Below are 26339 nucleotides of genomic sequence, written 5' to 3'. Positions count from 1 at the left end.
ATACAACCAGCGGTCAAGACCGCTGACCGCTCGCTGCGAGCAATTCCTTCAAGATCGTTGCCGGGTCGGCCCGCTGTTGCTTGCGGTAGTTGCCGACATGGCGAACGAACAGTGTCGCGCGCGTCACCAGGCTCTTGCCGAGCACTGGCTTGCGATCCAACTCTTCCTTGATCCTTTGAAACTGGGCCTGGATCACCGCATCGGTGTAGCGCGTGCCGGTGGCCAGGTTGTCGATGTAAATCGCCACTGCGCCGTCGAGGGCGCTGCGGCCATTGGTGATGGCCATGTCGAACAGCTGCGCGCTGGCCTCATCCTTATTGTCTTTGGCCTGTTGGCGGCTCTTCTGCAAGTTGGCCAGGCGGATGTTGTAATTGCTGATGGTCTCGGCCACCAACGCGGCCGACTGGATCAGGTTGCCCGCGGCTTCTTCGCGTTGCTGGGCAATCAGCGAGACGTTGCGTTTCAGCTCTTCGTTGACCAGGCCGAGTTCGGCTTGCAGCTTGGGGTCGACACTGGCGGCAATGATGCTGTCCAGGCGCTTGGTCGGGTCCTGGGCGTCATCGATGGCGTCAGTCAGCGACGCCAGGCGGCCTTCTTTCTGCCACTGGTCGAACAGCTCCTTGTAGCGCGAGCGCGGCGCCGACAACGCGCCGATCGCTACGCGAAAACCGGTGGTTTCGTTGCTTTGTTCGGTGCCGTCAGCGGCGAATAACGGGTACTCACGGCGCATGCCGGTAAACAGCGTGCCCTCGCCTTCCAGGTAGTTGCCGCCCTTGACCACAAAGCCCCCGTAGGTGCCCTGGCGGCGCCCGGCATGCACCAGCTGGAAGGATTCCTGAACCATTTCCGCTGCGTTGCCGATCACGTCAAACAGGCCGATGGGGTTGGGCAATTTGGTGCCGATGGGCATCAAGCGCGCAGCCTGACCGGTGCCGCCGGCGACCTGGTTGAACACCGCGTAATCACCCAGCGGGCCGTCGCTCTCGCTGCCGTCGACGCGGCGCGGGAACAGCCGCCCTTCCAGTTCCTGACGGCTCACCGCCTGGCCACCGCGTGCAGCGTATTCCCATTCCACTTCGGTGGGCAGGCGCACAAAACCCAGGCCGCCGTCGTCGGCCGAAGAACCGCGGCCGCTCACCGGCAGCAGCTCACGGTGGTATTTCATCAGCCAGGCGCTGTACACCGCCGAGAAACGTTCAGCTTCGAAACGCGATAGTTTTACCTTGGGCAAACGTGCGGCCATGCCGGTCGGCGCATCACAGGCTGGAGCCGGTTCACCGCTGGCCAGCGACTGCGCCTGGGACATCACCTGCGCATACTGGCGGGCAGTCACTTCGTACTTGCCGATGAAATACAGCATCGGCTTGAGCGGAGTTTTGGCGTCGGTTTTCGGCATCAACGGCGCGATGACTTTGTTCCAGTCCTTGGGCAGATCCTTGAGCGTGAACTGGCCGTTGATAAAGTCGCGGCGGTAGCCGGAAATAAACGATTGCTGATAACCCGCCTCGCCTTCGGCAAAGGGGTAACCGAGGCTGATCTCGCGGTCATCCAGCGTGCCTTGGGCCAGCACGTAGGCGTAGCGGAACACCATATTGCCTTCGCAGGGCAGCGGCAGGCTCACGTCATCCGGCAACGGCTTGGGGTTATCCAGTTTGTCACTCGCTTCATCGGCCCAGGACAACGAGGCCAGGCTCAGCGCCACACAGGCGCCCAGTAACTTATACATCTCTGATTCCTTCAGAAGCCTGGATCCGCGCCACTCGCCAACCGCCACAGGCCGCCGCCACGGCGCTGACGCCGAGGATTGCAACCAGGGCCAGGACGTAGTGACGCGCCAGCAGGTGACTGGCATATTCGCCCGCCCCTTGCACAAATAGTTTATTCAAAGCAGCCTCGGCCAGGCCATACAGCCCGGCGCTCAGCACGGCGGCAAACCCCGCGCTGTAGAGCGCCTGCAACACCACAAACAACAACAGTGCGCCGGTGGAAAACCCCAACAGGCGCAACACCGACAATTCCCGCCGCTTGCGCGCGACAGCCGCCAGCGCCCCGGCGAAGATCGCTGCAAACGCCCCGACCAAGGCCAGCCCGGCAATAATCCAGAACACCAACGACAGGTTACGGCTCAACGACTGCACCTGGGCGATGGTCTGTGCCTGGGTCGACACCAACAGATTCTGCCCGGCGAAATACACCCGCAGCGGCTCCACATCAGTAAGGTTGCGTGCGTAAAGACGAAACGCCGGGTACACACGCTGCTCGTTCAACCCGACCTCATCCCCGTCCCAGCCCAACACCGGCACGGCACGGCCATCGCGGTAATCTTCCGCCGCTTCCAGCAAGCCCAAATCAGCAAACAAGCCGTCACGGGCGAAGGCTTCCAACGGCAACACCGCCAGCACCTGCAGGCGCGCGTTGCGGGCTTCGACGCGCCCCGCCACTTGCCGCGCAAAGCGGGTTTCCAGCCAATCCCCAGGCCGCGCCGCAAGCTTTTCGGCTGCGGTGTGGCTCAGCACGATCTGGTCCAGGCCCTTGGGCATTGGCAAACCACTGAGCAACGGGTCACCCGCCGCCGTCGGCAGCATTTCCAACGCCAGCGTGCCCACCTGCGCGGTCGCCGCAATTTGCCGGGTACGCGGCACGGCAAAGGCCACATCGCTGCGCCGACCTAGCTGCTGGATAAATTCGCTGCTGAATCGACCACCGCCCAATGGGATAATTTCACGGGTGGCCGGATCGGTCTCCAAGCGTTCGGTCAAACTGCCAACCAGTCCAAATTTCAGGCCGAATAACACCAGCAGCGGCGCGATCACCGCCACCAGCGCCAGCACCGAACAGGCCGACAGCCAGGCGTCATTGCGGTAATCCTGCCAGGCCAGCGAGGCCACCAAGCCGATGCGCATCAGCACACCTCCCCGAGCGTGGCCGTGACGCCGCCATCAGGGTCGCGGCGGCAACCGATGCGCCGTACCTGCAAGCCGCTGGCGCGGGCCAGGGGTTCGTCATGGGTGGCGATCACGCAGGCGGCACGGTGTTCGCGGGCCTGGGCCAGCAACGCCTGCATCACGCGCTCGGCATTCAGTGGGTCCAGCGACGCGGTCGGCTCATCCGCGAGCACCAATTGCGGCGCATGGGCCAAGGCACGGGCGCAACTCACGCGCTGGCGTTGGCCCACCGACAGGTCCGCCGGTTTCTTCGTCAACTGGTCACTGATCTCCAGCTGCTCAGCCAGGCGCGCCACGCTGCCGTCATCCTTCAAACCCAGCAATTGCCGCGACAAGGCGATATTGCCGCGCACATCGAGAAAACCCAGCAGGCCGCCGGTTTGCAGCACGTAACCCAAGTGCTGGCTGCGCAGCGCAGCCAGGGTAGATTGCTGATCGGCACGCCATAGCCCGCCGATATCGGTGTTGTCGAATTCAAACCGGCCCACCTGATCCGGCGCCAACACCAGCGCGAGCAAATCCAGCAAAGTGCTTTTGCCGCAGCCACTGGCCCCGATAATCGCCAACTGCTCACCGGCACGCAGCTGCAAGGCCGGAATCACCAGGCTGTAACGCTGGCTCCCCGTGCCCCGGCTTTTGTGCACCGCGCTCAAGTTCAGCATTACGGCAGCGTCGACAACGGTACGCGGTACAACGCATCGCCCGGCTCGGCATCGCCGAAACGGACCCAGTTGGCCACATCATTGTGAAAGGTTTCGTAGAGGCGGATTTTCGAATCCAGCTCGTCGATAAAGTCTTCCTGCTCGGCCACACTCAGCGACAACCACAAGTCCTGGGTCATGTTCAGCGACTTGCTGCGGTACGGCAGGCCTTCCAGGTATTCACCGAGCAGGCCACCGTCAGCCAGGTTGCCGCCCTTGCGCAGGGCCTGCGGGTCACGGCTCATATAGGCTGAAGCGCTGGCAATTTCCTGGAAGAAATCCTTGGGCGAGGTCTGGGTTTTACGCGCGGCATCCACGATCAGTTTCAGCGATTGCTGCAGGTCGTTTAGCTGCAATTTTGTGAGCATCACGCACACCTGGAACGCCGGCAGCGCCGGGTTGGTCAGGTCACGATCGGCGGTCCAGGCGCTGACCAGTTGCGGCGCCTGGCTGGCGGTTTTACGGCCGAGGAAGTCCATGTGCATGGCGTAGCCGACTGCTGCGGATTTGTCCGCCAGGCTCGGCGCGGCGCTCAGCAATGGCACCGGTTGCGGGGTGTCGCTGCGTACCTGGTGCACCAGGTTGGCGAACACTGTGCCAATCTCATCAACCCGCTCGCCCAGCTTGTGTACATCACCCCCGGGCACCGGCGTGTAAAGGTCGCCGATCTGCGGGTTGGCGTCTGCGGTCAGCACGCGGTACTGGGTTTCGGCACCGGCGTGGGTTTTCTTGCCGGCATCGGTACGCAGGTGCAGGGCGTAAATCTTGATCTGCTTGCCGAGTGCCGCCTGGCGTACTTCGGCTTCGTTCATCTGGGTGGCGGCGAACGGGTCGTTCTTGCGCAGCGCGCCGGCATCGGTGACCAGCAAAATGATGCGCCCGCCGTAGCCAGACCAATCCATGCCATCGACCGCCTGCATCACCCCGGCAAACGCGTCCTCATTGAACGAGTGACTGGACACCGTGGACGCTTTGACCTGACGCGCCATATCGAGGAAGCGCTGCGGGTCGCGGCCCTGATCAAGGCTGATGAGCGTCTTGGCGACGTATTCCAAACCAGGGGTTTTCTTGATGCTGTTACGAAAGCCCACCAGCCCGAAGCTCACGCTATCAAGCTCACCGCGCTCGGCAATGCGAGTTTGCAACTCATGCACCACATCGCGAACCTGGTCGATGTAAGGCTGCATCGAAACCGTCGTGTCGACCACCAACACCACGGCCGTGCGGAAAGCGTCTGCGGCGATTGCTTTGGTGGCCGGCTTGGCCGCCGCGCTGCCCGGGTCGATGGACGCCACATTGAGCAACTGCACCGGCTGGCCGTTTTCGTCGAAGCTCTCTTTGGAATCAAAAATCGGCAGCAGGTAAAACTGGTTCTGCGGCACAGCACTGGCTGTCGGTTCAAGCGCCAGCACCTGTTGATTGTCTTCGCGGTTCTTCTGCGCCTTGGCCAACACGTTTTTGGCGGCGGCGGGATCAGCCAACAGCTTTTCCACCTGCGCCGATTGGCGCAGGAACATCACCGGCGCCCGGCCCGAGCGCTCGGTAAACTTAAGCACCAGGCTTTGCTTCCAGTCGCTGACTTGAGCGGCGGGCAACCAACCATCGCTGCGCCCATCGGTTGCGGCGCCGACACGCACCCACGGGCTGCCGTCGATGTCTTTGCGCTGGTAAACATAGAGCACCGAAAACGCCGGCAGGGCTTCGTCTGCTGCACCACCGGCATCATGGGACAGCTTGGCGCCCGGCTTGCTGAGCACGCGCTGGAACAAGGTCTTTTTACCGGCCATCAGCAACGGCCGCTGGCCGCCATCCGCCTCGGCCACCACCGGCTTTACCGCCGGCGGTGGCGTGGTTTTGGGCACCACGGCGACAGGCGGTTTGGCAGGTTCATCGCTGCCGCTCAGCCACCAGTAACTGACGCCACCAATAGCCAGTGCAACCGCCACAGCGACAGCGGCCAGGGCCAGCACCGGACCACGGCGCTGCTCGGACACGGCGCGGTGTTGCGTGGGAGTTACCACCGGTTGACGCACCGGTTGCGGCTGGGGTTTGTCGGTCGGAATCTCGATGGACACTGGCGTCATTCCGGCCAAGTCAAAACTCAGCGGAATCGGTAACGGCCGCACCAGCGTGGCTTCCGGCGAATCTGCGGGCAGTTGGTCGAGCGCGCGCAGCAACGCCGCCGCATCCGGAAAACGCTCGGCCGGGTCTTTGGCCAACAGCTTGCGCAGCACCTCCTGATAACGCCCGTGGTGCACCGGCAGTTCCGGCAGCGGCTCGGTCAGATGCGCCAGCGCAGTGGACAGCGCATCGGTGCCGTTGTACGGCAACTTGCCGACGAGAATTTCGTAGAGCACCACGCCCAACGCATACAGGTCGGCGCGGCCATCAATTTCCTGGCCACGCGCCTGCTCCGGGCTCATATAGCTCGGCGTGCCCACGGCAAAACCGGCTTGAGTGAACTGGGTGCGATCGTCCAGGGACTTGGCGATGCCGAAGTCCGACAGCACGGCGGTACCGTCAGCGCGAAACAGAATGTTCGCTGGTTTGACGTCGCGGTGTACCAAACCCTGTGCATGCGCATAGCCCAACGCCGAAGCGATCTGGCGAATCAGCGTCACGCCCTGCTCCGGCGTCAGGCCGGCGGCGATACGCTCCTTTAGCGTGCCGTTGGGCAGGTATTCCATGGCCATGTAGTACAGCTCACCGACATTGCCGATGTCATGGATGGTCACCGTGTGCGGATGCGACAGGCGCGCCAGGGTCTTGCCCTCGCGCAGGAAGCGCTCGCAGAAGCTCGGGTCGGCCGCCAGCGCCGCCGCCATCACCTTCAAGGCCACCTTGCGCTCCAGCGAGCGCTGGGTCGCCAGGTACACGCTGGCCATGGCGCCTTCGCCGATCTCGCCTTCGATGTCGTAGCCGGGGATCACAATGTTCATGGCGAGACCTTCACGACAATGGCAGTGATATTGTCCGGCGCGCCACGGTTGAGCCCCAGGTGCACCAGGCTGCGCACGATTTCGTCCGGCGCGTCGTGGCTCAGCACTTCACGTATTTCATGGTCTTCGACGGTCTTGTTCAGGCCATCGCTGCACAGCAGGTAGCTGTCGCCGGGGGAAATCAGCAGGTCAGTCACCGCCACTTCCAACTGCGCCTCCACGCCCACGGCGCGGGTGACGATATTGGCGCGAGGATGCACGCGCGCGTCGGCTTCGCTGAGCAGGCCGCTGTCTTGCAGGTCCTGCACGTAGCTGTGATCGCGGGAAATGCTGTCCAACTGCCCTTCGCGCAGGCGGTACAGGCGACTGTCGCCGGCCCATAAACACACGCCACGCAGGCCACGTGCGGCGAGCACCACCACGGTGCTGCCCATCATGCTCACGCCACGGTTGGCGGTTTCTTCACGCACCGTGGCGTTGATGCGGATCAGGTCATTGCGCAAGGCCGCCGAGTATTCATCGAGAGAACGCCCCACCGGCACGTTGCGCAGGCTGTCGACGATCAAGCTGCTGACGTAATCGCCGGCCGCATGCCCGCCCATGCCATCGGCTACCACCCACAGGCGGTTTTCCGGCAGGTCCAGGCACGCGTCTTCATTGACCTGGCGCACCATGCCCACATGGCTTTTGCTCGCGGATTTAAACGTCGCCCCCATCTACACCACACCTTCTTGTCCGAGCAAAAACTGCGCAAAATCGCCGGCAGCCGGCAAACCCTGGCACCGCAATAAACCTGGGGAAATACGTTGTGAGCCACGGCCCCACCACAGGCTGGCACCCTCACAAGCCTGCTCGGCCAGTGCGGTCATGCGGCTGTGGGGCACGGTGGCGGCGACCCGCTGCAGGCCCGCGAAGCGACTGTCTACCGCGCGCGGTTCACTGGCCGGGATGCCCAGGCTGTCAACGCCATCGTTAAAGCCTTCAAACGTGGCGCCAGTATCCAGGGTGCTGAGCAACAGCTCTTCAGCCTGCTCAAACCAGGTGTCCGGGCCACCCACCAATGACGCCGGGTTAGTGTCGTGATCAAGCAACGCCACCACGGCCAACGGGAAATAGCGCCCGACCCGATCAATGCTCGGCATCACCACGCCTGCCGCCGCGTCCGGCCCGCACACGCCCGGCGCCAGCACAAAACGCCACAACGGGCTGACCAGATAGACGTTTAGCCAATCGCCACCCAGGCTGCTCTGGCTGGCGAGCAAACCTGCGGCCAGCCAGCTGTCCCACGGGCCGATAAAACTCTGGGGCAAGGCGCGGCTGACAAAGTCACCGCGGCTGGCCAACTTGCCGTAGAAGCCCAGCGTGTTCATAGCCGCTCCGGCAGGCTGAAGCCACTGAGTACGCGGCTCTTGAACGGGTTGAAGGCGCTGTTGGCGCGCAACTCGTAGGCGATGCTCGCGCCATCAACCCGCAAACGCAGGTTGAAGCGGTCCGGCGAATTGCCGGCGCTCAGGTCCGATTGCTCCAGCAGACGGAACCATGCCCATGGGCCGTCCAGGGTCACGCCGGAACGGCCACTGGCCGACGGCGGCGTGATCGAAATACGCACCACGCCGATACTGCCGGGGTTCGGCCATTGCATCGCTACCGGCCGGCTTGGGCCGTGGTCGTAGCTCAGTTGCTGGCCGTCGAGGTCGAGCAGGAACTGGGTGATGGTCGGGTCCATCGACACCGGCTTGAGCTCGAAACGCACGATCGGCTGGGTGCCCCCCGATCTAAAGAACGCGTCACGAATAGCCGCCGCACGCTGGAAGGTTTGCAGCACGCCCGGCGAGATCCCAAGCTTCTGCGCCGCGCCCGGCTGCCAGCGCCAGGTCTGTGCGGACGTATCCACGTAAGGCTGCAGGTATTTGCGGAAATAGTTATCCATCACCCCGCCCACGCCGAAGAACTGGCCGAAGTCATCGAGCGTGGCGTCCCGCGCGCTGCCCGGCGACATCGGATAACGCCCCGCCAGAGACTGGCGATACACGTTGACCACTTCACTCACCCACGCCGCATTCAGCTGGTTACGCACCCCGCCCATCATGCTGTTGGTGGTGGAGTTGACCACCGACTTGACCATGCCCTGCACCAGCGGCGGCTGGCGCTCGGCATTCAAGCTGACCCGCGTGGCCGCAGCGGCCGCCTGGTTCTTGGCCTCGCCAAGCAAGGCGTCGCCACTGGCGCCGACCATGGCGCTGACTTGCACATACAGCGCGTTCATGTCCGCCAACAGGCCGTCGATGGCCGCCGGTTCGCCTTCGTTTTTGCTGACGATGCTATTGAGTTCGGCAAAGTGCGCGGTCACCGGATCGTCCGCCGCTTGCGGTGCATTAGCGCTTGGTTGCTCCTGGCCGAGCAGGCTGCCGAGGCGTTCCTTGAGCTTGTCGACACCGCCTTCCACCGGCACGCCTTTGGCGGCCAATTGGCGTTCTTCAGCTTGCAGGTCGGTCTCTTTGGCCACGGCTACCAGCAGCTTTTTAAGCGGCGAAGTGGGGCCGGAAATCACCCGCAGCACATCGGCCGCCTGGGCCACGCTGGTGATCGGCACAAAGTCGATGTCCGCGAGCAAGGCGTCCCATTGGCGCTGGTAGTCCTGGAAGTACAGGCGGCGCACGTCGGCGGCCAGGCTCACCACGTTCTGCTGATCGGCTTGCTCACGGCCCAACACCCATTGTTCTTCCGCGAGCGTGCCAGTCTGGTTCAGGCTGCTGAGCAGGAACGCCTGACGATAGCCTTTGGCAGTGAAGAACCCACTCAACGGTTCGCCCAATGGCTTGCCGCTTTTACGGCTGAACACCAACGCAGCATCACGGCCGGCGGCTTCGTTGAGGCGAAAGTCGGGGATGCCCTCGGGCAGCTTCTGGCGCTTGACCCGGTCGTACACGCGTTGCGCCACCGGCAGCTGTTGCAGTTGGCGACGCAGGTCATCGATCAGGCGTGGGTCCAGCCGCGCATTCGGCGGGTGACGGTCGAACAGCGCCTGCAAGTGCCCGGTCAACGCCTGGCGCTGATCGGCCGGCAGGTCACGAGGCAGGTTGCGGTCCCAATCCAGGGCGACCCAGGCCTTGATGAAGTCCGGGTCGTAGTGCTCGTTATCGGCGAGCATCAGGTAGGCCTTGAGGCCTTCATAGAGGAAGTCGGAATTGCCGCCGCCATGCAGCTGTTCTTCGATGCGCGTGACCAGGCGTGGCGCGAATACCGCGATCAACAGCTTGCGGTAGACACTGGCAGATTCGGCTTCGAGCATATCGCCCTGATACAGGCCCAGGCCTTCGGACCAGCTCGGCGAATCGCCCGCGAGGTTCTTCACCACGTTGAGCAGCGGCAACACTGCCAGCACTTCACGCTGCGCCGGGCTGAGGTTTTGTACGGTCTGGCCCAGCGGCGCAACCTTCTGGTCAACCTGGGCGATATACGCCTGGTTGGCACGATAACTCACCCACCAGAGGCCACTGACCACCACCACAAGGGCGATGGTAGCGGCCAGCACACCGCGTGCAATCCACTTGCGGCGGCGCTCGACTTTCGGGTTCACACCCACCAACCCACGCTCGGCAAACGCCACGGCGGTGAACAACTTTTCGATGAAATAACTGCGCCCGGTGCCGCTCTGTCGTGCCAGGTGCTGGCGGTCCAGGTTCATGCTCTGGGCCATGGCGCCGATCAAGCGATCAATCGGGCTGCCTTCCTGGGTGCCGCTGGTGAAATAGACTCCGCGCAGCAACACGCGCTCTTCGAAGGCGTTGGGTTTGAACACGCCTTCGAGGAAACTTTGCAGGCAATCTTTCAACGCGCCGAACTGCTGCGGGAAGCCGTAGATCAGGTCACGCCGCGCCGGGTCACGCTCCTGTTGCAGGCGCTCCACCAGCCGCTCATTCAGGCGCTGCTCAAGACCCGCAAACTCGCTTTGCAGATGGGCCAGCGGGCTGTCGCTGTTTTTGCCGTCGTCCAGGGCGAAGGTCATGCCCCACACCTGGGCGCGGTCTTCCTTGCTCAGGTTGTCGAAGAACTCCATGAAGCCTGGCACCAGGTCGAGCTTGGTCAGCATCAGGTAGATCGGGAAACGCACGCCCAATTGGGTGTACAGCTCCTGGATCCGCAGGCGAATCGCCGCCGCATGGGCGGCGCGTTCGGCCTCCGTACCGAGCAGCAGATCCGAGAGGCTGATGGCGATAAACGCGCCATCAATGGGCCGACGCGAACGCTGCTTTTTCAGCAGATCGAGAAAGCCCAGCCACGCGGCTTTATCCACTGTGGAGTTGCTGTCCTGGGTGGTGTAGCGGCCGGCGGTATCGAGCAAAACGGCCTGGTCGGTAAACCACCAATCACAATTGCGCGTACCGCCAACGCCGCGCACAGCACCGGCGCCCAACTGCGCAGCGAGTGGAAAGTGCAGGCCGGAATTGACCAGCGCGGTGGTCTTGCCCGAACCCGGTGGGCCAATGATCACGTACCACGGCAGCTCATAGAGATTGCGGCGCTCATCACCGCCGAGCTTGGCCTTTTTCAGCAATGCCAGGGCTTCGTCCATGCGCTGGCGCAAGGTCGACAACTCTTCGGCCGTGGCGACGCTGTTGGGGTCGGCCGGGGTTTCTGCGGCGAGGCTGCGCATCACTTCGGCGGCCTGGCGGCGCGCCTGGATAATGCGCACTACGCGGTAGGCGACCCACAGCGCAAACACCAAGATAATCAACATCCAGCGCCGCCCTTCCGGCACCAGCACGTCGAGCAACGGCCCCACAAACCAGATGATCAGGCTCAGGGCAATCAGGCCCAGCACGGGGATCACCCAGCGAATCATGAAACTGAAAAACGCCTTCACTCGACGCCCTCCGCCAATACGGTGATTTCAACCCGACGATTGCGGGCACGGCCTTCGGCGGTGGCGTTGGTCGCCACCGGCTCGGTGTCGCTGCGGCCTTCAGCGCTGAAGCGATCCGCCTGGCCGGTCTTGGCCGCCAGGATGTCCAGCACCGACTTGGCCCGCGCTTCGGACAATGCCCAGTTGGACGGGAAGCGCAGCGTGGCAATCGGGCGGTTATCGCTGTGCCCGGTCACGCGGACCTGGCCCTTTACCTTACGGATGGCGTCAGCGATGCGCAGCATCAGTGGCTCGAAGTCATCGCGGATGCTGGAGCTGGCAGACGCGAACAGTTCATCGCCGCGAATCGTCACCACGGAGCGGTCGACCTTGTCTTCCACGGCCACGCGGCCCGCCTTGATGTCTTCCACGAGGAAGCCGGCCAGACGCGGCCGCTCGATGACCTTGGGCTGCGCCACCGGGCGGTCGATGGCCTGCACCGGAATCTCGCCCAGGGCATGGATATTCTTGAATACCGGCTCCGCATCCGACGCCAGTTTCATGCGCAAGCCAAACAGCAACGCCAGCAGCAGCGCCAGGCCGATGGCCACAGCGATCCACGGCGGCATGAATTGCGCGAGGCGATCACGTGCCACCGTCACGCCGCGCCAATGCGGCGAGAGTTCGCGTTCGTGCTCGCCACGCGCACTGCGAATCGCAGCAGCGGTGCGCTCCCGCAAGGCTTCCAACTGGCTGCGACCGTCATTCATCACGCGGTAGCGGCCTTCAAAACCCAGGCACATGCACAGGTACAACAGCTCCAGCAGGTACAGGCGCTCACGCGGGCTTTGCAGGCAATGGTCGAGCAACTGGAAGACTTTTTCGCCGCCCCAGGCTTCGTTGTGCACGGTGATCAACAAGCTCTGCTTGCCCCAGTCGCTGGCACTGCCCCATGGCGTGCTGAGTACGGCTTCATCGAGCGCCGTACACAGCGCGTAACGCGCCAGCAGCACTTCGTTGCGCGCCACACCGGCGGCTTCAGCGCGCTCTTCGAACTGGCGCAGGTAGGCCAGCAACTGCGCACGCAAACTGGCCGGCGCCGGATGGGCGATGGTGTTGCGCAGGCGCGTCAACAGCGCCAACAGCGGCCCGGCGGCGCTTTCCAACGGGTTCAGGCCCTGGCTTTTGCCGGTGAGGATCGGCGCGGCCGGCATCGACAAAGGCGCCGGTTCGGCACGTGCAGGTTCCGGTGCACGACCACCTGGGCGAGGCATGAACTGGGTGCGGTCATCATCATTGGGATGCATCGCCAATTATCCTCGGATCGCCCAGAAGGCCAGGTTCAAGCCCGGGAACTGCCCGGCGATATGGAAGGCAAACCCGCCGGAGTTGTTCAGTTGCTGCCAGTGCTCGCTGCCACGGTCCAGCTCGTAATAGGTGCTGCCTGCGTGGTACGGGATCTGGCGGGGCGCAACCGGCAACGGCAGCAGGCCGATGCCTGGCAATTGCAGGTTGACCATGTCGCGGATGTGCTCCACGGAGCCAACTTTGCTCTGCTGGCCGAAGCGCGCGCGCAGGGTTTCGCCGGGCACGTCGGCGCGTACCACGAGGATGAAACTGGCGCTGTCGAGCAGGGTTTTGTCGGCGAGCATGGCCACGTGGATGCCATAGGCTTTTTCCACAATCGGGATCGGCGTGGCTTTGCTGTCGATCAGCATCGACAAGGCTTCACGCAACGCTGCCATCACCGGGGCGAAGCTCAGGGCCAGGTCATCATGTTGGTATTGCGGGTATTCCTGCGGGCGCCGGCCCGTGGTGGAAAACGTGGCGAACTCACCCGCCAGGCTCACCAGCTCGCTGAAAAACCGCTCAGGGTGCAGCGGGCTTAACTGGCTCAAATGCTGGATCAGCGGCTGCGCCCGGTTGACCAACTGCAGCAGCATGAAGTCGGCAATTTCCGAAGCACCACCCGCGCCCGAGGCGACCACGCGGCCCGCCAGGGCTTCGCCGCGCTGGTGCAGCAGGCCGAGCAGTTCGCTGCGAAAGGCCGTCAGTGGTTTGCTCGCGGTCACGTCCAGCACCGGTGGGATGTAAGTATCGTCCAGCACCAGTGCACGGTCGGCGCGCTTTTCCTTGATGCGCACCAGGCCGATGGCGGCGTAGTCACTGATGCCATCCTGCGCGGTCAACAGGCGCAGCGCTCGGGAACCCACAGCCACTGGCGCGCGGTTTTCAAACGGCGCGTTATCGTCGCGCACTTCGCGCACCTGGCTGACGTACCGTGCCGCTTCCAGCGCTTCGCCTTCATCCACCGTGTCTCGCGCACCGGCGCGCTTGAGCGGCAAGGCCAGGTACACCAGGCCGTCGCGCAGGTTGTCGTCGATATTCAGCGGGCTCGGCGCCAGATCATCCTGGGGGATATTGAACGGCGTGCCGTCGGGCAACAGGCCACGCGCCGACACGATCGCCAGCTTGCCCTGGGCCAGCAGGCCCTGATCAATAAGCAACTCGGAAAAGCCCCAGGCACCGGCGGACAACGGTCGGCTGCGCGCGTCGATGAGGTTTTCCAGGTAACGGTCATGCTGCTGGAAGTGCTGCGTTCCGATGAACATGCCTTCCGACCAGACCACGCGATTGTTCCAGGACATGGGGGCTCCGAGGGTTTCTTATTGGGCAGGGCTGGATGGGGGAACCACGACGTCGGCGCGTACGGCGCGCACATCGAGGCTGATCTGATATTCGGTGTATTGGCGCGCCGGAACCGTGAGCACCGTGCGCCATTGCGCGCGGTCCAGCTCGCGATAGCCCACCAACAAGCCGATCTGGCGTGTGGAAGGGTCAAGGTCGCGCTGGATGCTCAGTTGCTGGCCGGGTTGGATCATCACTTCATCCTGGTCCAGCAGGTCCAGGCCAAGGGTGGATTGCGCGCGATCGGCCAAGGCGAAGTAGTCGGAGCGACTGAAGGTGGCGGCGTTCTTCAGTTCGAAAATGCGCACCCGCACCGGAGCAGCCTGGCCGTTGGCGCCGGGGTTTAGCCCGGCAATGGCGTGAAAGTGCAGCTCGACGGCGGCAGTGCCCGCTTCGGCTTCAGCGGCAACCTCGGGTTTGACCGCGTCCTTGGCACACGCCGTCAGCAACAGCGCGGTGGCGGCTGCGAGTAAAAACCTGGGAATCATCCTGCGTCCTCAATGACGTACTTAGCTATCCGTTTTATCCATTATTGCGGCGCGTTTTAGCGTCGCTGTCGTGCGCTGTGTTCTTCGTATGCTCGGCTGAATTCGCGACCGAACAGGTCCTGGAAATCTTCCTGGGCCTCACGGGAAATATTGCTGTAGAGCTCAGTGAACTGCTGCCAGTACTGCGCCTGGCGCGAGCCGTTGAACAGGCTCGACAGCCCGGCGGGCTTGCCCATGCGCTCTTCCAGCTGTGCCGGTTCAAAACGCGTGAGCAGGTGTTTGATCGCCGCTTCCACACCGGCCATTACCGCCAGTTGGTGAGCGCGCAGGTCGTCGAAACTCTCGCGCACGGCGACGTCCGGCGCCATAAACGCTTGGTTGCCATGACGAAGCAGCAGCAGCAAGGCTTCGTCAGCATTCGGCGCAAATTTCAACGGATTGTTTTCAGCCGGCTGGATCATCGTCTGCTGCATGCGGAACTCGCCCTTGAGGCTCGCGCGGGCACGCAACACGTCGATCAGGCCTTCGACCATCAGGCGGTAACTGCGGCCGATGCTTTCCATTTGTGCTTCGGCTTGAGCCTTGTCGAGGCGCAATTGGTCCAGCCCGGCGCCGCGCAGGAAGGCTTGCAGCAAGTCGGGCTGTTGGGTGATAGCCGGAGCGGTTGGCTGGACGACCGGCGCTGCTGGCGGTTCAGGTGGTGCAACCGGCTGTGGCGCCGCAACAACGGGCGCGGGCGTGTCGCCGAACAAATCCCAGTCTTCAGGAATAACCGAGCCCGACACCACGGGTTGCTCGACCACAGGCACCGCGACCGGCGTTGGCGGACGAAAATCGTGCTGCTCGCTGGGTACGTGGTCCGCCACGGTTGGCGGCGGCACGGTGGTCGGAGTGAGGAAGTCGAACAGGTCCGGCAGCGTGTCCATCGACGAGGCGCCCTGGAACTGCGGCGCGATCACAGGTGCAGGTGCAGGCTTGTTCGCCACCGCACCCATCAGCGCTTCAAAACTGTTCGGCGAATCGCCGCTGAACGGCTGGCTATCAAGCGCCTGCACGTTGAAGTCGATACGTGCCTGGATCTCGTAATCGCCGATGCGGATCAACTCGCCATCTTGCAACGGCTCGCTGTTCCCTCTACGCATTCGGATGCCGGCCTTAACCAGCTCCACGCCGTTCGTACTGTTATCGGTTAGGTAGTAACGGCCATCTTTGTATTGAATAACGCAATGTTGCGAGGAGACTAACCGCTCTGGGTCAGGCAGTACCCAGTCATTGTCGGAATTGCGGCCAATAGCCATCACGCCCTGATCCATGGACTTTTCAGGGCATTGCCCAGGGGTAATCTTGTGATAACTAGTGATAGTCAAACACAGCGACATCTTGCCTCCTTGCTGATACATCGCGCGCGGTCTATTCCAAGGGAGGGCGCCTCCCGCAAGCGCCCTGCCAAGTCGTGCAAACGACCGTAAAATCTGCTTTTGTCAGCATGATTGCTGATCTTAACCGGCTTCTGTGACAAAAACCCTGTCCTGGGCCGCCGTCAGACCCGTCAGTCGCGCAGTGTGTTAAACACCGCACATCTGTCACAGAGGGCGAGTAGCTTACCTTGACAACGCGTAACTACTACACCAAAAATGCACAACTTCTTGAACATAAGTGATGGCGCAATAGTGGCGCACTGAATATATGACCAAGAAAACATGCAAAGTTCATTGCGTAACTTATGCATGCATTGCCCGCCGTCTAACGGGCTGATAAGGAGATCGAATCAAGTGGATGTGCCGTTGCTGCTCGCCGCCGTTTCCGCGACTTCGCCCTGTGGTGAAGACATGGAATATGACGCGCAATTCCTTCAATTGGAACGTGACGCCAAGGGCCAACCCGAGCGCAGCATGGGCGACTCGATCCTGCCCGCCGAACCACCGCAATGGCGCAGCATCCAGCAGCAAAGCCTCGACTTGTTGCAACGCAGCAAAGACCTGCGCATCACCCATTTCCTGTTGCAAAGCTCCCTCGCCCTCCAGGGTGTGGCCGGGCTTGCCGAAGTCCTTACGTTGATCAACGCGCTGCTGCGCGAATACTGGGCCGACCTGTACCCGCGCCTGGATGCCGACGACGATAACGACCCCACCGTGCGCATCAACGCCCTGTCCGGCTTGACCAGCGACGCAACCATACGCTTGCTGCGCGAGAGCATCCTCACGCGCTCGCGCACGTTTGGGCCAGTGAGCCTGCGCGCGGCGCTCAACGCCAGCGGCCTGTCGAACTTCCCGGATGAACAACTCGGCGCCCAGCAACTCAACGCCGCGTTCCTCGACAGCGACCCCGAGCAGCTGCAAGCCACGCGCGACGCCCTGAGCGCCGCGCGTGCCGCCTGCGAGGCCATCGAACAACAGGTCAGCGACCAGGTCGGCTCGGCCCAGGGCGTGGACCTGAGCCTGCTGAAGCAACCGCTCAAGCAGGCGCTGCAGATCCTCAATCAAGCCGTACCCGACCCTGCAGGCAGCAGCGAACCCGAGGCTGTCAGTGAAGACAATGCCCCCTCGGTCGATTTCGCCGCCGCCCCCGCAGCACCGCGCCCAACGGGCGACATCGCCACCCGCGATGACGTGCTGCGCAGCCTCGACAAGATCCTTGCGTACTACACCCGGCACGAGCCTTCGAGCCCGCTGCCGGTGCTGCTGAACCGGGCGAAGCATCTGGTGCACGCCGACTTTGCGGCCATCGTGCGCAATCTGATCCCCGACGGCATGTCCCAATTTGAAAACCTGCGCGGCCCGGAAAGCGAATAAGCCGCCGGACTGTGCAGTAACAACACCGTCGCTCAAGCGACCAGGAGCAGCAACGTGGCGAAGCAAAGTTCTCAGAAATTCATCGCGCGCAACCGTGCGCCTCGAGTGCAGATCGAGTACGACGTCGAGCTTTACGGCGCCGAGAAAAAGGTCCAGTTGCCCTTCGTGATGGGCGTGATGGCCGACCTCGCCGGCAAGCCTGCCGAGCCGCTGGCGCCTGTGGCTGATCGCAAGTTCCTTGAGGTAGACGTCGACAACTTCGACTCGCGCCTCAAGGCCATGCAGCCACGCGTAGCGTTCCACGTACCGAATGAGTTGACCGGCGAAGGCAACCTGAGCCTGGACATCACCTTCGAAAGCATGGACGACTTCAGCCCGGCCGCCGTGGCCCGCAAAGTCGATTCGCTCAAGCAACTGCTCGAAGCCCGCACCCAGTTGGCCAACCTGCTGACCTACATGGACGGCAAGACCGGCGCTGAAGAAATCATCATGAAGGCGATCAAGGACCCGGCACTGCTTCAGGCACTTGCCAGCGCGCCTAAGCCAGCAGGGGACCAGTAATCATGACCGACAATACCGCCCGCGAAGGCAGCCAGATCCTGGGTGCTACCGAAGAAGCCAGCGAGTTCGCCAACCTGCTGCTGCAAGAATTCAAACCCAAGACCGAGCGTGCCCGCGAAGCCGTGGAAACCGCTGTGCGCACCCTGGCCGAACAAGCCCTGGCGCAGACGGACCTGGTCTCCAATGACGCGATCAAGTCGATCGAATCGATCATCGCCGCCATCGACGCCAAGCTCACCGCCCAGGTCAACCAGATCATCCACCACCCGGATTTCCAGCAGCTGGAAAGCGCCTGGCGTGGCCTGCACTACCTGGTCAACAACACCGAGAGCGACGAGCAACTGAAGATTCGCGTGCTCAATATCGCCAAACCTGAACTGCACAAGACCCTGAAGAAATTCAAGGGCACGGCGTGGGACCAGAGCCCGATCTTCAAGAAGATGTACGAAGAAGAATACGGCCAGTTCGGCGGCGAACCGTACGGTTGCCTGGTGGGCGATTACTACTTCGACCAGTCTCCACCGGACGTCGAGCTGCTGGGTGAGTTGTCGAAGGTCTGCGCCGCCATGCACGCGCCATTCATTGCCGCTGCTTCGCCCACCGTGATGGGCATGGGTTCGTGGCAGGAACTGTCGAACCCGCGCGACCTGACCAAGATCTTCACCACCCCGGAATACGCTGGCTGGCGCTCGCTGCGTGAATCGGAAGACTCGCGCTACATCGGCCTAACCATGCCGCGCTTCCTGGCGCGCCTGCCGTATGGCGCCAAGACCGACCCGGTGGAAGCCTTCGCCTTCGAAGAAAACACCGACGGCGCCGACAGCTCCAAGTACACCTGGGCCAACGCCGCCTACGCGATGGCGGTGAACATCAACCGCTCGTTCAAACACTACGGCTGGTGCTCGCGCATCCGTGGCGTGGAATCCGGCGGTGAAGTGGAAAACCTCCCGGCCCATACGTTCCCTACCGATGACGGTGGCGTGGACATGAAGTGCCCGACCGAAATCGCCATCAGCGACCGCCGTGAAGCGGAGTTGGCGAAGAACGGTTTCATGCCGCTGCTGCACAAGAAAAACACCGACTTCGCCGCGTTCATCGGCGCCCAGTCGTTGCAGAAACCGGCCGAATACGACGACCCGGACGCCACCGCCAACGCCAACCTGGCCGCGCGCCTGCCGTACCTGTTCGCCACCTGCCGCTTCGCCCACTACTTGAAGTGCATCGTGCGCGACAAGATCGGTTCCTTCAAAGAGAAGGACGAGATGCAGCGTTGGTTGCAGGACTGGATCCTCAACTACGTCGACGGCGACCCTGCGCACTCCACCGAAACCACCAAGGCCCAGCACCCGTTGGCCGCCGCCGAGGTGATCGTGGAAGACGTCGAAGGCAACCCGGGTTACTACAACTCCAAGTTCTACCTGCGCCCGCACTACCAGCTCGAAGGGCTGACCGTGTCGTTGCGCCTGGTATCGAAACTGCCTTCGGCAAAAAGCGCATAACTAACGGTTGAACCGGCTCTTCTGTGGGAGCCGGGCTTGCCCGCGATGCAGGCACCTCGGTTTGTCAGTCAGACCGCGGTGATGCAATCGCAGGCAAGCCAGCTCCCACAGAACAGCATTGCCCCTTTGGGCATCACCAAATTCAGTGGCCCGTGCCACACAGGGAGAAAACATGGCTGTTGATATTTTCATCAAGATCGGCGACATCAAGGGCGAGTCCATGGACAAGGCCCACAAGGACGAAATCGACGTGCTGAACTGGAGCTGGGGCATGGCCCAGTCCGGCAACATGCATGTGGGCGGCGGTGGCGGCGCGGGCAAGGTGAATATCCAGGACCTGTCGCTGACCAAGTACGTCGACAAGGCTTCGCCCAACCTGATGATGCACTGCGCCAGCGGCAAGCACATCGACAAGGTCAAGCTGACCGTGCGCAAGGCCGGCGGCGAAAGCCAGGTCGAGTACATGGTGATCAACCTGGAAGAAGTGCTGGTCACGTCCCTGAGCACCGGCGGCTCGGGCACCGATGATCGCCTGACCGAAAACGTCACCCTGAACTTTGCCCAGGTGATGGTCGACTACCAGCCGCAGAAAGCCGACGGCACCAAAGACGGCGGCGCGATCAAGTTTGGCTGGAACATCCGTTCCAACACCAAGCGCTGATAGCCCTGGCGGCCGCAGCACCTCGCTGCGGCCCCTGGCACCTTGTCCCTCTCTTAGCCCGTCCGTGGAGCTGCTTTGGTGGTAACTGAAATCGCTTCCCGCGACCGTCTGCAACCGTCCCTGCTGGACCGGCTGACCGACGATGACCCGACCAACCTCAAGGAAAGCGCCGACAAACGCGTGCTGTCCCTGACCCAATTAAAAGCCTCGGTGCTGCGTGACCTGGCGTGGTTGCTTAACACCACGTCGCTCCTCGACGCCGATGCCACGTTGCACACCCCGGCTGGCACATCGGTGGTCAATTACGGCCTGCCTGCGCTGGCGGGCAACAGCGTTTCCAGTGTGGATATCAAAGCCCTGGAAGCCCTGATCTACCAGGCGATTGCCACTTTTGAACCACGTATTTTGCGCCACACGCTGCGCGTAAAAGCCCGCGTGGGCCATGGCGAGATGAACCACAACGCGCTGAGTTTCGAGATTGAAGGCGACCTGTGGGCGCAGCCGGTGCCGTTGCGCCTGCTGCTGCAAACCGACCTCGACCTGGAATCCGGGCATGTGCGTGTGGTCAATGCCGATCAGCGGAGGCGCCCATGAACCCGCGCCTGCTGGAGCTGTACAACCAGGAACTGCACCACGTGCGCGAAAGCGCCGCCGAGTTCGCCAAGGAATACCCGAAGATCGCCAGTCGGCTGACGTTGTCCGGCATGGACTGCGCCGACCCGTACGTCGAACGCTTGCTCGAAGGCTTTGCCTACCTGACTGCCCGGGTGCAGCTCAAGCTCGACGCCGAGTACCCGACCTTCACCCATAACCTGCTGGAAATCGCTTACCCGCACTACCTGGCACCCACGCCGTCGATGACCGTGGTGCAAATGCAGACCGACCCCGACGAAGGCTCGCTGGCCAGTGGTTTCCTATTGCCGCGCGACACAGTGTTGCGCGCCGCCTTGGGCCGCGAAACCCAGACCTGCTGCGAGTACCGCACCGCGCACCCGGTGACGCTGTGGCCGTTGCAAGTCAGTAATGCTGAGTACTTCGGCAACCCCGCCGCTGTGTTGGGACGCCTGGCCGCCAGCGAGCCCAAAGCCAAAGCCGGCCTGCGCCTGACTCTGCGCACCGGCGCCGAATTACCCTTCAACAGCCTCGACCTCGATAACCTGCCGCTGTACCTCAGCGGTGCCGATGAGCAGCCGTTTCGGCTCTACGAACAGTTACTCGGCAACGCCTGCGCCGTGTTTGCTCGCAAACCCGGTGGTGATTGGGTCGAGCGCCTGCCGCAAGACGCGCTGCGCTCCCGTGGTTTTGACGATGCCGATGCGGCCATGCCGGTGGTGGCGCGCGCGTTTCAGGGTTATCGGCTACTGCAGGAATACTTCGCCCTGCCCCACCGCTTCCTGTTCGTTGAATTCGCGCAGCTGAGCCGTGCGGTGAAACGCTGCGACGGCCAGGAGTTGGAGCTGATCGTGCTGTTCGACCGTCACGAGCCGAGCCTGGAAGGCAGCGTCGGCGCGGCCCAGTTCATGCCGTTCTGCACGCCGGCGATCAACTTGTTTCCCAAACGCGTGGACCGCATTCACCTGTCGGACCGTGTCAACGAACACCATGTCATCGCCGACCGCACGCGGCCGATGGATTTCGAAATTCACTCGTTGAGCGGCATCACCGGCCATGGCACTGGGCCGGAGCAGCCGTTCCTGCCGTTCTATGCGGTGCGTGATCCATCGCGTTATGGCCGCGACCAGGCGTACTACACCCTGCGCCGTGAACCTCGCGTGTTGTCCAGCGACCAACGCCGTAACGGCCCGCGCTCTACCTATGTGGGCAGCGAAACCTTTGTCAGCCTGGTCGACAGCCAGCAAGCGCCGTACCGCCATGATTTGCGCCAGCTCGGCGTGACCGCGCTGTGTACCAACCGCGATTTGCCGCTGTTCATGAGCGTGGGCAACGGCAAGACCGACTTCACCTTGGCCGACAGCGCGCCGGTGTTGTCGGTGCGCTGCGTGGCCGGGCCGAGTCGTCCGCGTGCCAGCCATGCCCATGACGCCAAGGCCTGGCGCCTGATCAGCCAGCTGTCGCTCAACTACCTGTCGCTGAGCGAACAAGGCCAGGGCGCCGGCGCCTTGCGCGAACTGTTGCGCTTGTATGGCGACAGCAACGACGCGGCGCTGCAATTACAGATCGAAGGTTTGCGTGAGGTCAGCAGCAAAGCGGTGACCCGGCGCCTGCCGATGCCCGGCCCGATCGTGTTTGGGCGCGGTCTGGAAATCACCCTGGAATTCGATGAAAACGCGTTTCGCGGCACCGGCGTGTTCCTGCTCGGTGCGGTGCTGGAACGCTTCCTGGCACGTTATGTGTCGATCAACAGCTTTACCGAGACGGTGATCCGTACCACCGAACGCGGCGAGATCATGCGATGGAAAGCCAAGCCCGGTCGACGTCCGACCCTGTGAACACACTGGATGCAATGCATCAGGAGCCCTGGGAATACGATTTCTTCCAGGCGCTGCGACGTATCGAGTGCGAATCGCCAGCGCTGCCGCGCCTGGGCCATTCCCTGCGCCTGGCCGATGACCCGCTGCGCCTGGGGCAGCAGGCGGACTGCACCTTCGCACCGGCCACATTGGCCTCGGTCGACCCTGGCGGCGATGGCAAACCAGCGCGGCTGGAGCAATTCTTTTTCGGCCTCGGCGGCCCCAACGGCCCGTTGCCGCTGCATATCACCGAGTACGTGCGCGAACGCCAGCGCAACAACGCCGACAGCACCAGCAAACAGTTTTTGGATGTGTTCCACCATCGCCTGCTCAGCCTGTTTTACCGGGCTTGGGCCGAGGCACGACCGACCGTCAGCCACGACCGCCCGGATGATGACTACTGGTCCGCGCGCCTCGCAGCGCTGTGTGGTCGAGGCATGCCGAGCCTGCTCAACCAGGGGTTGATTCCGGATACCGCGAAGCTGCACTACAGCGGCCACCTGTCGGCGCAAACCCGCTACCCGGACGGCTTGAAGGCCATTCTCAGCGAGTACTTCGGCCTGCCGGTAGAGATTGAAGAATACGTCGGCCAGTGGCTGGAACTGCCAGAGCGCAGCCGCGTGAGTGTCAGCGCCAACCAGTTGGGCGTGGACTTTTGCCTGGGCAGCCATGTGTGGGATCGCCAGCATAAATTCCGCATCCGCCTCGGCCCGCTCAAGCTGGACGATTACATGGGCATGCTGCCCGGCAGCCAGCCGTTCAACGAGCTGGTGGCGTGGGTGGCCGAGTACCTGGGCCATGAACTGGACTGGGACTTGAACCTGGTTTTGCAACAACCCGAAGTCCCAAAGCTACAACTTAATGGCCAATTCCGCCTGGGCTTCAACACCTGGCTCGGCCAACCCGAGCATGACGCCAACGACCTAATCCTGGCCCGGCATTACGCCGATCACGCCACTACCTCAAGGAATCCAGAGCATGGGTGAAATCAGTCGCGCCGCACTGTTCGGCAAACTCAACAGCGTGGCCTACAAGGCCATCGAAGCCGCCACCGTGTTCTGCAAACTGCGGGGCAACCCGTATGTGGAACTGGCCCACTGGTTTCACCAGTTGCTGCAACTGCAGGACTCGGACCTGCACCGCATCATCCGCCAGTTCAACGTGGAGCCGGCGCGCCTGGCCCGTGACCTGACCGAAGCGCTGGACCGCTTGCCGCGTGGTTCGACGTCGATCACCGACTTGTCGTCGCATGTGGAAGAAGCCGTAGAGCGCGGCTGGGTCTATGGCAGCCTGATGTTCGGCGAAAGCCAGGTGCGTACCGGCTACCTGGTGCTGGGTATCCTGAAGACGCCGAGCCTGCGCCATGCGCTGCTGGGCTTGTCCGCCGAGTTCGACAAGATCAAACCCGAAGCCTTGAGCGAGCGTTTTGACGAATACGTCGGCGACTCACCGGAGAATGCGTTGAGCGCCAGCGATGGCTTCAACGCCGGCGTACCTGGCGAAGCCAGCGGTGCCATGGCGCCGAGTGCGATGGGCAAACAGGAAGCGCTCAAGCGCTTCACCGTCGACCTGACCGAACAAGCGCGCAGTGGCAAACTCGACCCGATCGTGGGGCGTGATGAAGAGATCCGCCAACTGGTGGACATCCTGATGCGTCGACGTCAGAACAATCCGATCCTCACTGGCGAAGCCGGCGTGGGCAAGACCGCTGTAGTCGAAGGGTTCGCCCTGCGCATCGTCGCCGGTGACGTGCCGCCTGCGCTCAAGGATGTGGAACTGCGCAGCCTCGATGTGGGCCTGCTGCAAGCCGGTGCCAGCATGAAGGGCGAGTTCGAACAGCGCCTGCGCCAGGTCATCGAAGACGTGCAGGCTTCGCCCAAGCCGATCATTCTGTTTATCGACGAAGCCCACACCCTGGTAGGTGCCGGTGGCGCCGCCGGGACTGGCGATGCCGCCAACCTGCTCAAGCCTGCACTGGCCCGTGGCACCTTGCGTACCGTAGCCGCCACGACCTGGGCCGAGTACAAAAAACACATCGAGAAAGACCCCGCGCTGACCCGCCGCTTCCAGGTGGTACAGGTGGCCGAGCCGTCGGAAGACAAAGCGCTGCTGATGATGCGCGGCGTGGCCTCGACCATGGAGAAACACCATCAGGTGCAGATCCTCGATGAAGCGCTGGAAGCCTCGGTGAAACTGTCGCATCGCTATATTCCGGCGCGCCAGTTGCCGGATAAATCCGTGAGCTTGTTGGACACCGCCTGCGCCCGCGTCGCCATCAGCTTGCATGCGGTCCCGGCCGAGGTGGACGACAGCCGCCGTCGCATTGAAGCGCTGGAAACCGAGCTGCAAATCATCGCCCGCGAGCATGCCATCGGTATCGCCATTGGTGCGCGTCAAACCAATAGCGAAACCTTGCTGAGCGCCGAACGTGAGCGCCTGGCGACTCTGGAAAGCCGCTGGGCCGAAGAAAAAACCCTGGTTGATGAGCTATTGGCAACTCGCGCGACCTTGCGCGAAAAAGCTGGCGTGGTAGACAGCGGCAACGATGAGTTGCGCGCCCAACTGCTCGACCTGCAACAACGCCTCACTGCGCTGCAAGGCGAAACCCCGCTGATCTTGCCGACCGTGGATTACCAGGCCGTGGCCTCGGTGGTCGCCGACTGGACCGGCATCCCGGTGGGCCGCATGGCGCGCAACGAGTTGGAGACAGTGCTCAACCTCGACCAGCACCTGAAGAAACGCATCATCGGCCAGGACCATGCCTTGCAGATGATCGCCAAGCGCATCCAGACCTCCCGCGCCGGGCTCGATAACCCAAGCAAGCCGATTGGCGTGTTCATGCTCGCCGGCACCTCGGGTGTGGGCAAGACCGAAACCGCCCTGGCCCTGGCCGAAGCCATGTACGGCGGTGAGCAGAACGTCATCACCATCAACATGAGCGAGTTCCAGGAAGCCCACACCGTGTCCACACTCAAGGGCGCGCCACCGGGTTATATCGGCTACGGCGAAGGCGGCGTGCTGACCGAAGCGGTGCGGCGCAAACCCTACAGCGTGGTGCTGCTGGACGAGGTGGAAAAAGCCCACCCGGACGTGCACGAGATCTTCTTCCAGGTGTTCGACAAGGGCGTGATGGAGGACGGCGAAGGCCGGGTGATCGACTTCAAGAACACCCTGATCCTGCTGACCACCAACGCCGGTACCGAGCTGATTTCCCACGTGTGCAAAGACCCGGCGAACATCCCGGAGCCGGAAGAAATCGCCAAGGCGCTGCGCCAACCGCTGCTGGAGATTTTTCCGCCGGCACTGCTGGGCCGTTTGGTGACGATTCCGTATTACCCGCTGAGCGACGAAATGCTCAAGGCGATTACCCGCCTGCAACTGGGCCGCATCAAAAAGCGCGTGGAGAACACCCACAAAGTCGCCTTCGATTACGACGACGCGGTGGTCGATTTGATCGTCTCGCGCTGTACCGAAACCGAAAGTGGCGGGCGCATGATCGACACCATTCTCACCAACAGCCTGCTGCCGGACATGAGCCGTGAGTTTCTTACGCGCATGCTCGAAGGCAAGGCACTGGCGGGTGTGCGTATCAGCAGCCGGGATAATGAATTGCACTACGACTTCAGCGATTGACCTGACGGAACGCAATTCAACTGTGGGAGTGCGCTTGTGTGGGAGCTGGCTTGCCTGCGATAGCATCACCTCAGTGCGCCTGCCACACCGAGGTGACTGCATCGCAGGCAAGCCC

Annotated in this window: 19 protein-coding genes; 8 read left to right on the top strand and 11 right to left on the bottom strand. The window is 62.8% G+C overall.

The genetic code is table 11. The features are described from left to right. Positions 1-13: 13 nt before the first annotated feature. The 11 genes from ACQY47_RS15245 to tagH are packed head-to-tail and all read right to left on the bottom strand — an operon-like array spanning position 14 to position 15986. Entirely contained in the window at positions 14-1726 is a 1713-nt protein-coding gene (locus ACQY47_RS15245; RefSeq protein ID WP_428549989.1) for a formylglycine-generating enzyme family protein, read from the bottom strand. Then, complete coding sequence (locus tag ACQY47_RS15240; RefSeq protein WP_017135834.1) at positions 1719-2903, bottom strand: ABC transporter permease; 1185 nt, start codon at positions 2901-2903, stop codon at positions 1719-1721. Before ACQY47_RS15240 ends, ACQY47_RS15245 begins: the two co-directional genes overlap by 8 nt. Further along, complete coding sequence (locus tag ACQY47_RS15235; RefSeq protein WP_428549985.1) at positions 2903-3607, bottom strand: ABC transporter ATP-binding protein; 705 nt, start codon at positions 3605-3607, stop codon at positions 2903-2905. Before ACQY47_RS15235 ends, ACQY47_RS15240 begins: the two co-directional genes overlap by 1 nt. Next, a complete protein-coding gene (locus ACQY47_RS15230; protein WP_428549982.1) occupies positions 3607-6585 on the bottom strand; it encodes a serine/threonine-protein kinase in 2979 nt (992 codons plus the stop codon). Before ACQY47_RS15230 ends, ACQY47_RS15235 begins: the two co-directional genes overlap by 1 nt. Beyond that, entirely contained in the window at positions 6582-7301 is a 720-nt protein-coding gene (locus tag ACQY47_RS15225; RefSeq protein WP_017135831.1) for a PP2C family protein-serine/threonine phosphatase, read from the bottom strand. The genes ACQY47_RS15230 and ACQY47_RS15225 overlap by 4 nt, the downstream gene beginning before the upstream one ends. Further along, positions 7302-7955, bottom strand: coding sequence for a type VI secretion system-associated protein TagF (gene tagF / locus ACQY47_RS15220; protein ID WP_017135830.1), 654 nt, complete (start codon positions 7953-7955; stop codon positions 7302-7304). It lies immediately after the preceding gene. Next, positions 7952-11452, bottom strand: coding sequence for a type VI secretion system membrane subunit TssM (gene tssM, locus ACQY47_RS15215; protein ID WP_428549977.1), 3501 nt, complete (start codon positions 11450-11452; stop codon positions 7952-7954). The genes tagF and tssM overlap by 4 nt, the downstream gene beginning before the upstream one ends. After that, positions 11449-12738, bottom strand: coding sequence for a DotU family type VI secretion system protein (locus tag ACQY47_RS15210; RefSeq protein ID WP_017135828.1), 1290 nt, complete (start codon positions 12736-12738; stop codon positions 11449-11451). The genes tssM and ACQY47_RS15210 overlap by 4 nt, the downstream gene beginning before the upstream one ends. A 6-nt stretch (positions 12739-12744) precedes the next feature. Then, positions 12745-14079, bottom strand: a complete 1335-nt coding sequence (gene tssK, locus ACQY47_RS15205) for a type VI secretion system baseplate subunit TssK (protein WP_428549974.1) — start codon at positions 14077-14079, stop codon at positions 12745-12747. Between the two features lie 18 nt (positions 14080-14097). Beyond that, entirely contained in the window at positions 14098-14607 is a 510-nt protein-coding gene (tssJ, locus tag ACQY47_RS15200; RefSeq protein ID WP_099550251.1) for a type VI secretion system lipoprotein TssJ, read from the bottom strand. Between the two features lie 56 nt (positions 14608-14663). Continuing rightward, entirely contained in the window at positions 14664-15986 is a 1323-nt protein-coding gene (gene tagH / locus ACQY47_RS15195; RefSeq protein ID WP_428549969.1) for a type VI secretion system-associated FHA domain protein TagH, read from the bottom strand. A gap of 393 nt (positions 15987-16379) precedes the next feature. Between tagH and tssA the strand changes: the two genes are divergently transcribed. The 8 genes from tssA to tssH all read left to right on the top strand — a co-directional run bounded on the left by tssA (position 16380) and on the right by tssH (position 26224). Then, a complete protein-coding gene (gene tssA, locus ACQY47_RS15190; RefSeq protein WP_017135824.1) occupies positions 16380-17399 on the top strand; it encodes a type VI secretion system protein TssA in 1020 nt (339 codons plus the stop codon). Between the two features lie 54 nt (positions 17400-17453). Next, the gene (gene tssB, locus ACQY47_RS15185) at positions 17454-17960 is read left to right on the top strand and encodes a type VI secretion system contractile sheath small subunit (RefSeq protein ID WP_017135823.1); all 507 of its coding nucleotides are present in this window, start codon (positions 17454-17456) and stop codon (positions 17958-17960) included. 2 nt (positions 17961-17962) lie between these two features. Next, positions 17963-19459, top strand: coding sequence for a type VI secretion system contractile sheath large subunit (gene tssC / locus ACQY47_RS15180; protein ID WP_017135822.1), 1497 nt, complete (start codon positions 17963-17965; stop codon positions 19457-19459). 172 nt (positions 19460-19631) lie between these two features. Then, positions 19632-20120 (top strand): Hcp family type VI secretion system effector, encoded by a 489-nt coding sequence (locus tag ACQY47_RS15175; protein WP_005792512.1) that lies wholly within the window; start codon positions 19632-19634, stop codon positions 20118-20120. Between the two features lie 78 nt (positions 20121-20198). Further along, complete coding sequence (gene tssE / locus ACQY47_RS15170) at positions 20199-20714, top strand: type VI secretion system baseplate subunit TssE (protein WP_026013585.1); 516 nt, start codon at positions 20199-20201, stop codon at positions 20712-20714. Continuing rightward, complete coding sequence (tssF, locus tag ACQY47_RS15165) at positions 20711-22570, top strand: type VI secretion system baseplate subunit TssF (RefSeq protein WP_099550248.1); 1860 nt, start codon at positions 20711-20713, stop codon at positions 22568-22570. The genes tssE and tssF overlap by 4 nt, the downstream gene beginning before the upstream one ends. Next, positions 22534-23577, top strand: a complete 1044-nt coding sequence (gene tssG, locus ACQY47_RS15160; protein WP_017135819.1) for a type VI secretion system baseplate subunit TssG — start codon at positions 22534-22536, stop codon at positions 23575-23577. Before tssF ends, tssG begins: the two co-directional genes overlap by 37 nt. After that, on the top strand, positions 23570-26224 hold the full coding sequence (tssH, locus tag ACQY47_RS15155) for a type VI secretion system ATPase TssH (RefSeq protein ID WP_169988091.1): 2655 nt from the start codon (positions 23570-23572) through the stop codon (positions 26222-26224). The genes tssG and tssH overlap by 8 nt, the downstream gene beginning before the upstream one ends. Positions 26225-26339 lie beyond the last annotated feature (115 nt).

This window comes from Pseudomonas edaphica, from assembly GCF_965277385.1.
Taxonomy (GTDB): Bacteria; Pseudomonadota; Gammaproteobacteria; order Pseudomonadales; family Pseudomonadaceae; genus Aquipseudomonas; species Aquipseudomonas edaphica.
This window is presented reverse-complemented; position numbering and strand designations above follow the sequence as displayed.

Coding starts and splice junctions, on each gene's coding strand:
- ACQY47_RS15245 (WP_428549989.1), bottom strand. CDS start 1,726: ATGTATAAGTTACTGGGCGCCTGTGTGGCGCTGAGCCTGGCCTCGTTG.
- ACQY47_RS15240 (WP_017135834.1), bottom strand. CDS start 2,903: ATGCGCATCGGCTTGGTGGCCTCGCTGGCCTGGCAGGATTACCGCAAT.
- ACQY47_RS15235 (WP_428549985.1), bottom strand. CDS start 3,607: ATGCTGAACTTGAGCGCGGTGCACAAAAGCCGGGGCACGGGGAGCCAG.
- ACQY47_RS15230 (WP_428549982.1), bottom strand. CDS start 6,585: ATGAACATTGTGATCCCCGGCTACGACATCGAAGGCGAGATCGGCGAA.
- ACQY47_RS15225 (WP_017135831.1), bottom strand. CDS start 7,301: ATGGGGGCGACGTTTAAATCCGCGAGCAAAAGCCATGTGGGCATGGTG.
- tagF (WP_017135830.1), bottom strand. CDS start 7,955: ATGAACACGCTGGGCTTCTACGGCAAGTTGGCCAGCCGCGGTGACTTT.
- ACQY47_RS15210 (WP_017135828.1), bottom strand. CDS start 12,738: ATGCATCCCAATGATGATGACCGCACCCAGTTCATGCCTCGCCCAGGT.
- tssK (WP_428549974.1), bottom strand. CDS start 14,079: ATGTCCTGGAACAATCGCGTGGTCTGGTCGGAAGGCATGTTCATCGGA.
- tssJ (WP_099550251.1), bottom strand. CDS start 14,607: ATGATTCCCAGGTTTTTACTCGCAGCCGCCACCGCGCTGTTGCTGACG.
- tagH (WP_428549969.1), bottom strand. CDS start 15,986: ATGTCGCTGTGTTTGACTATCACTAGTTATCACAAGATTACCCCTGGG.
- tssC (WP_017135822.1), top strand. CDS start 17,963: ATGACCGACAATACCGCCCGCGAAGGCAGCCAGATCCTGGGTGCTACC.
- ACQY47_RS15175 (WP_005792512.1), top strand. CDS start 19,632: ATGGCTGTTGATATTTTCATCAAGATCGGCGACATCAAGGGCGAGTCC.
- tssF (WP_099550248.1), top strand. CDS start 20,711: ATGAACCCGCGCCTGCTGGAGCTGTACAACCAGGAACTGCACCACGTG.
- tssG (WP_017135819.1), top strand. CDS start 22,534: ATGGAAAGCCAAGCCCGGTCGACGTCCGACCCTGTGAACACACTGGAT.
- tssH (WP_169988091.1), top strand. CDS start 23,570: ATGGGTGAAATCAGTCGCGCCGCACTGTTCGGCAAACTCAACAGCGTG.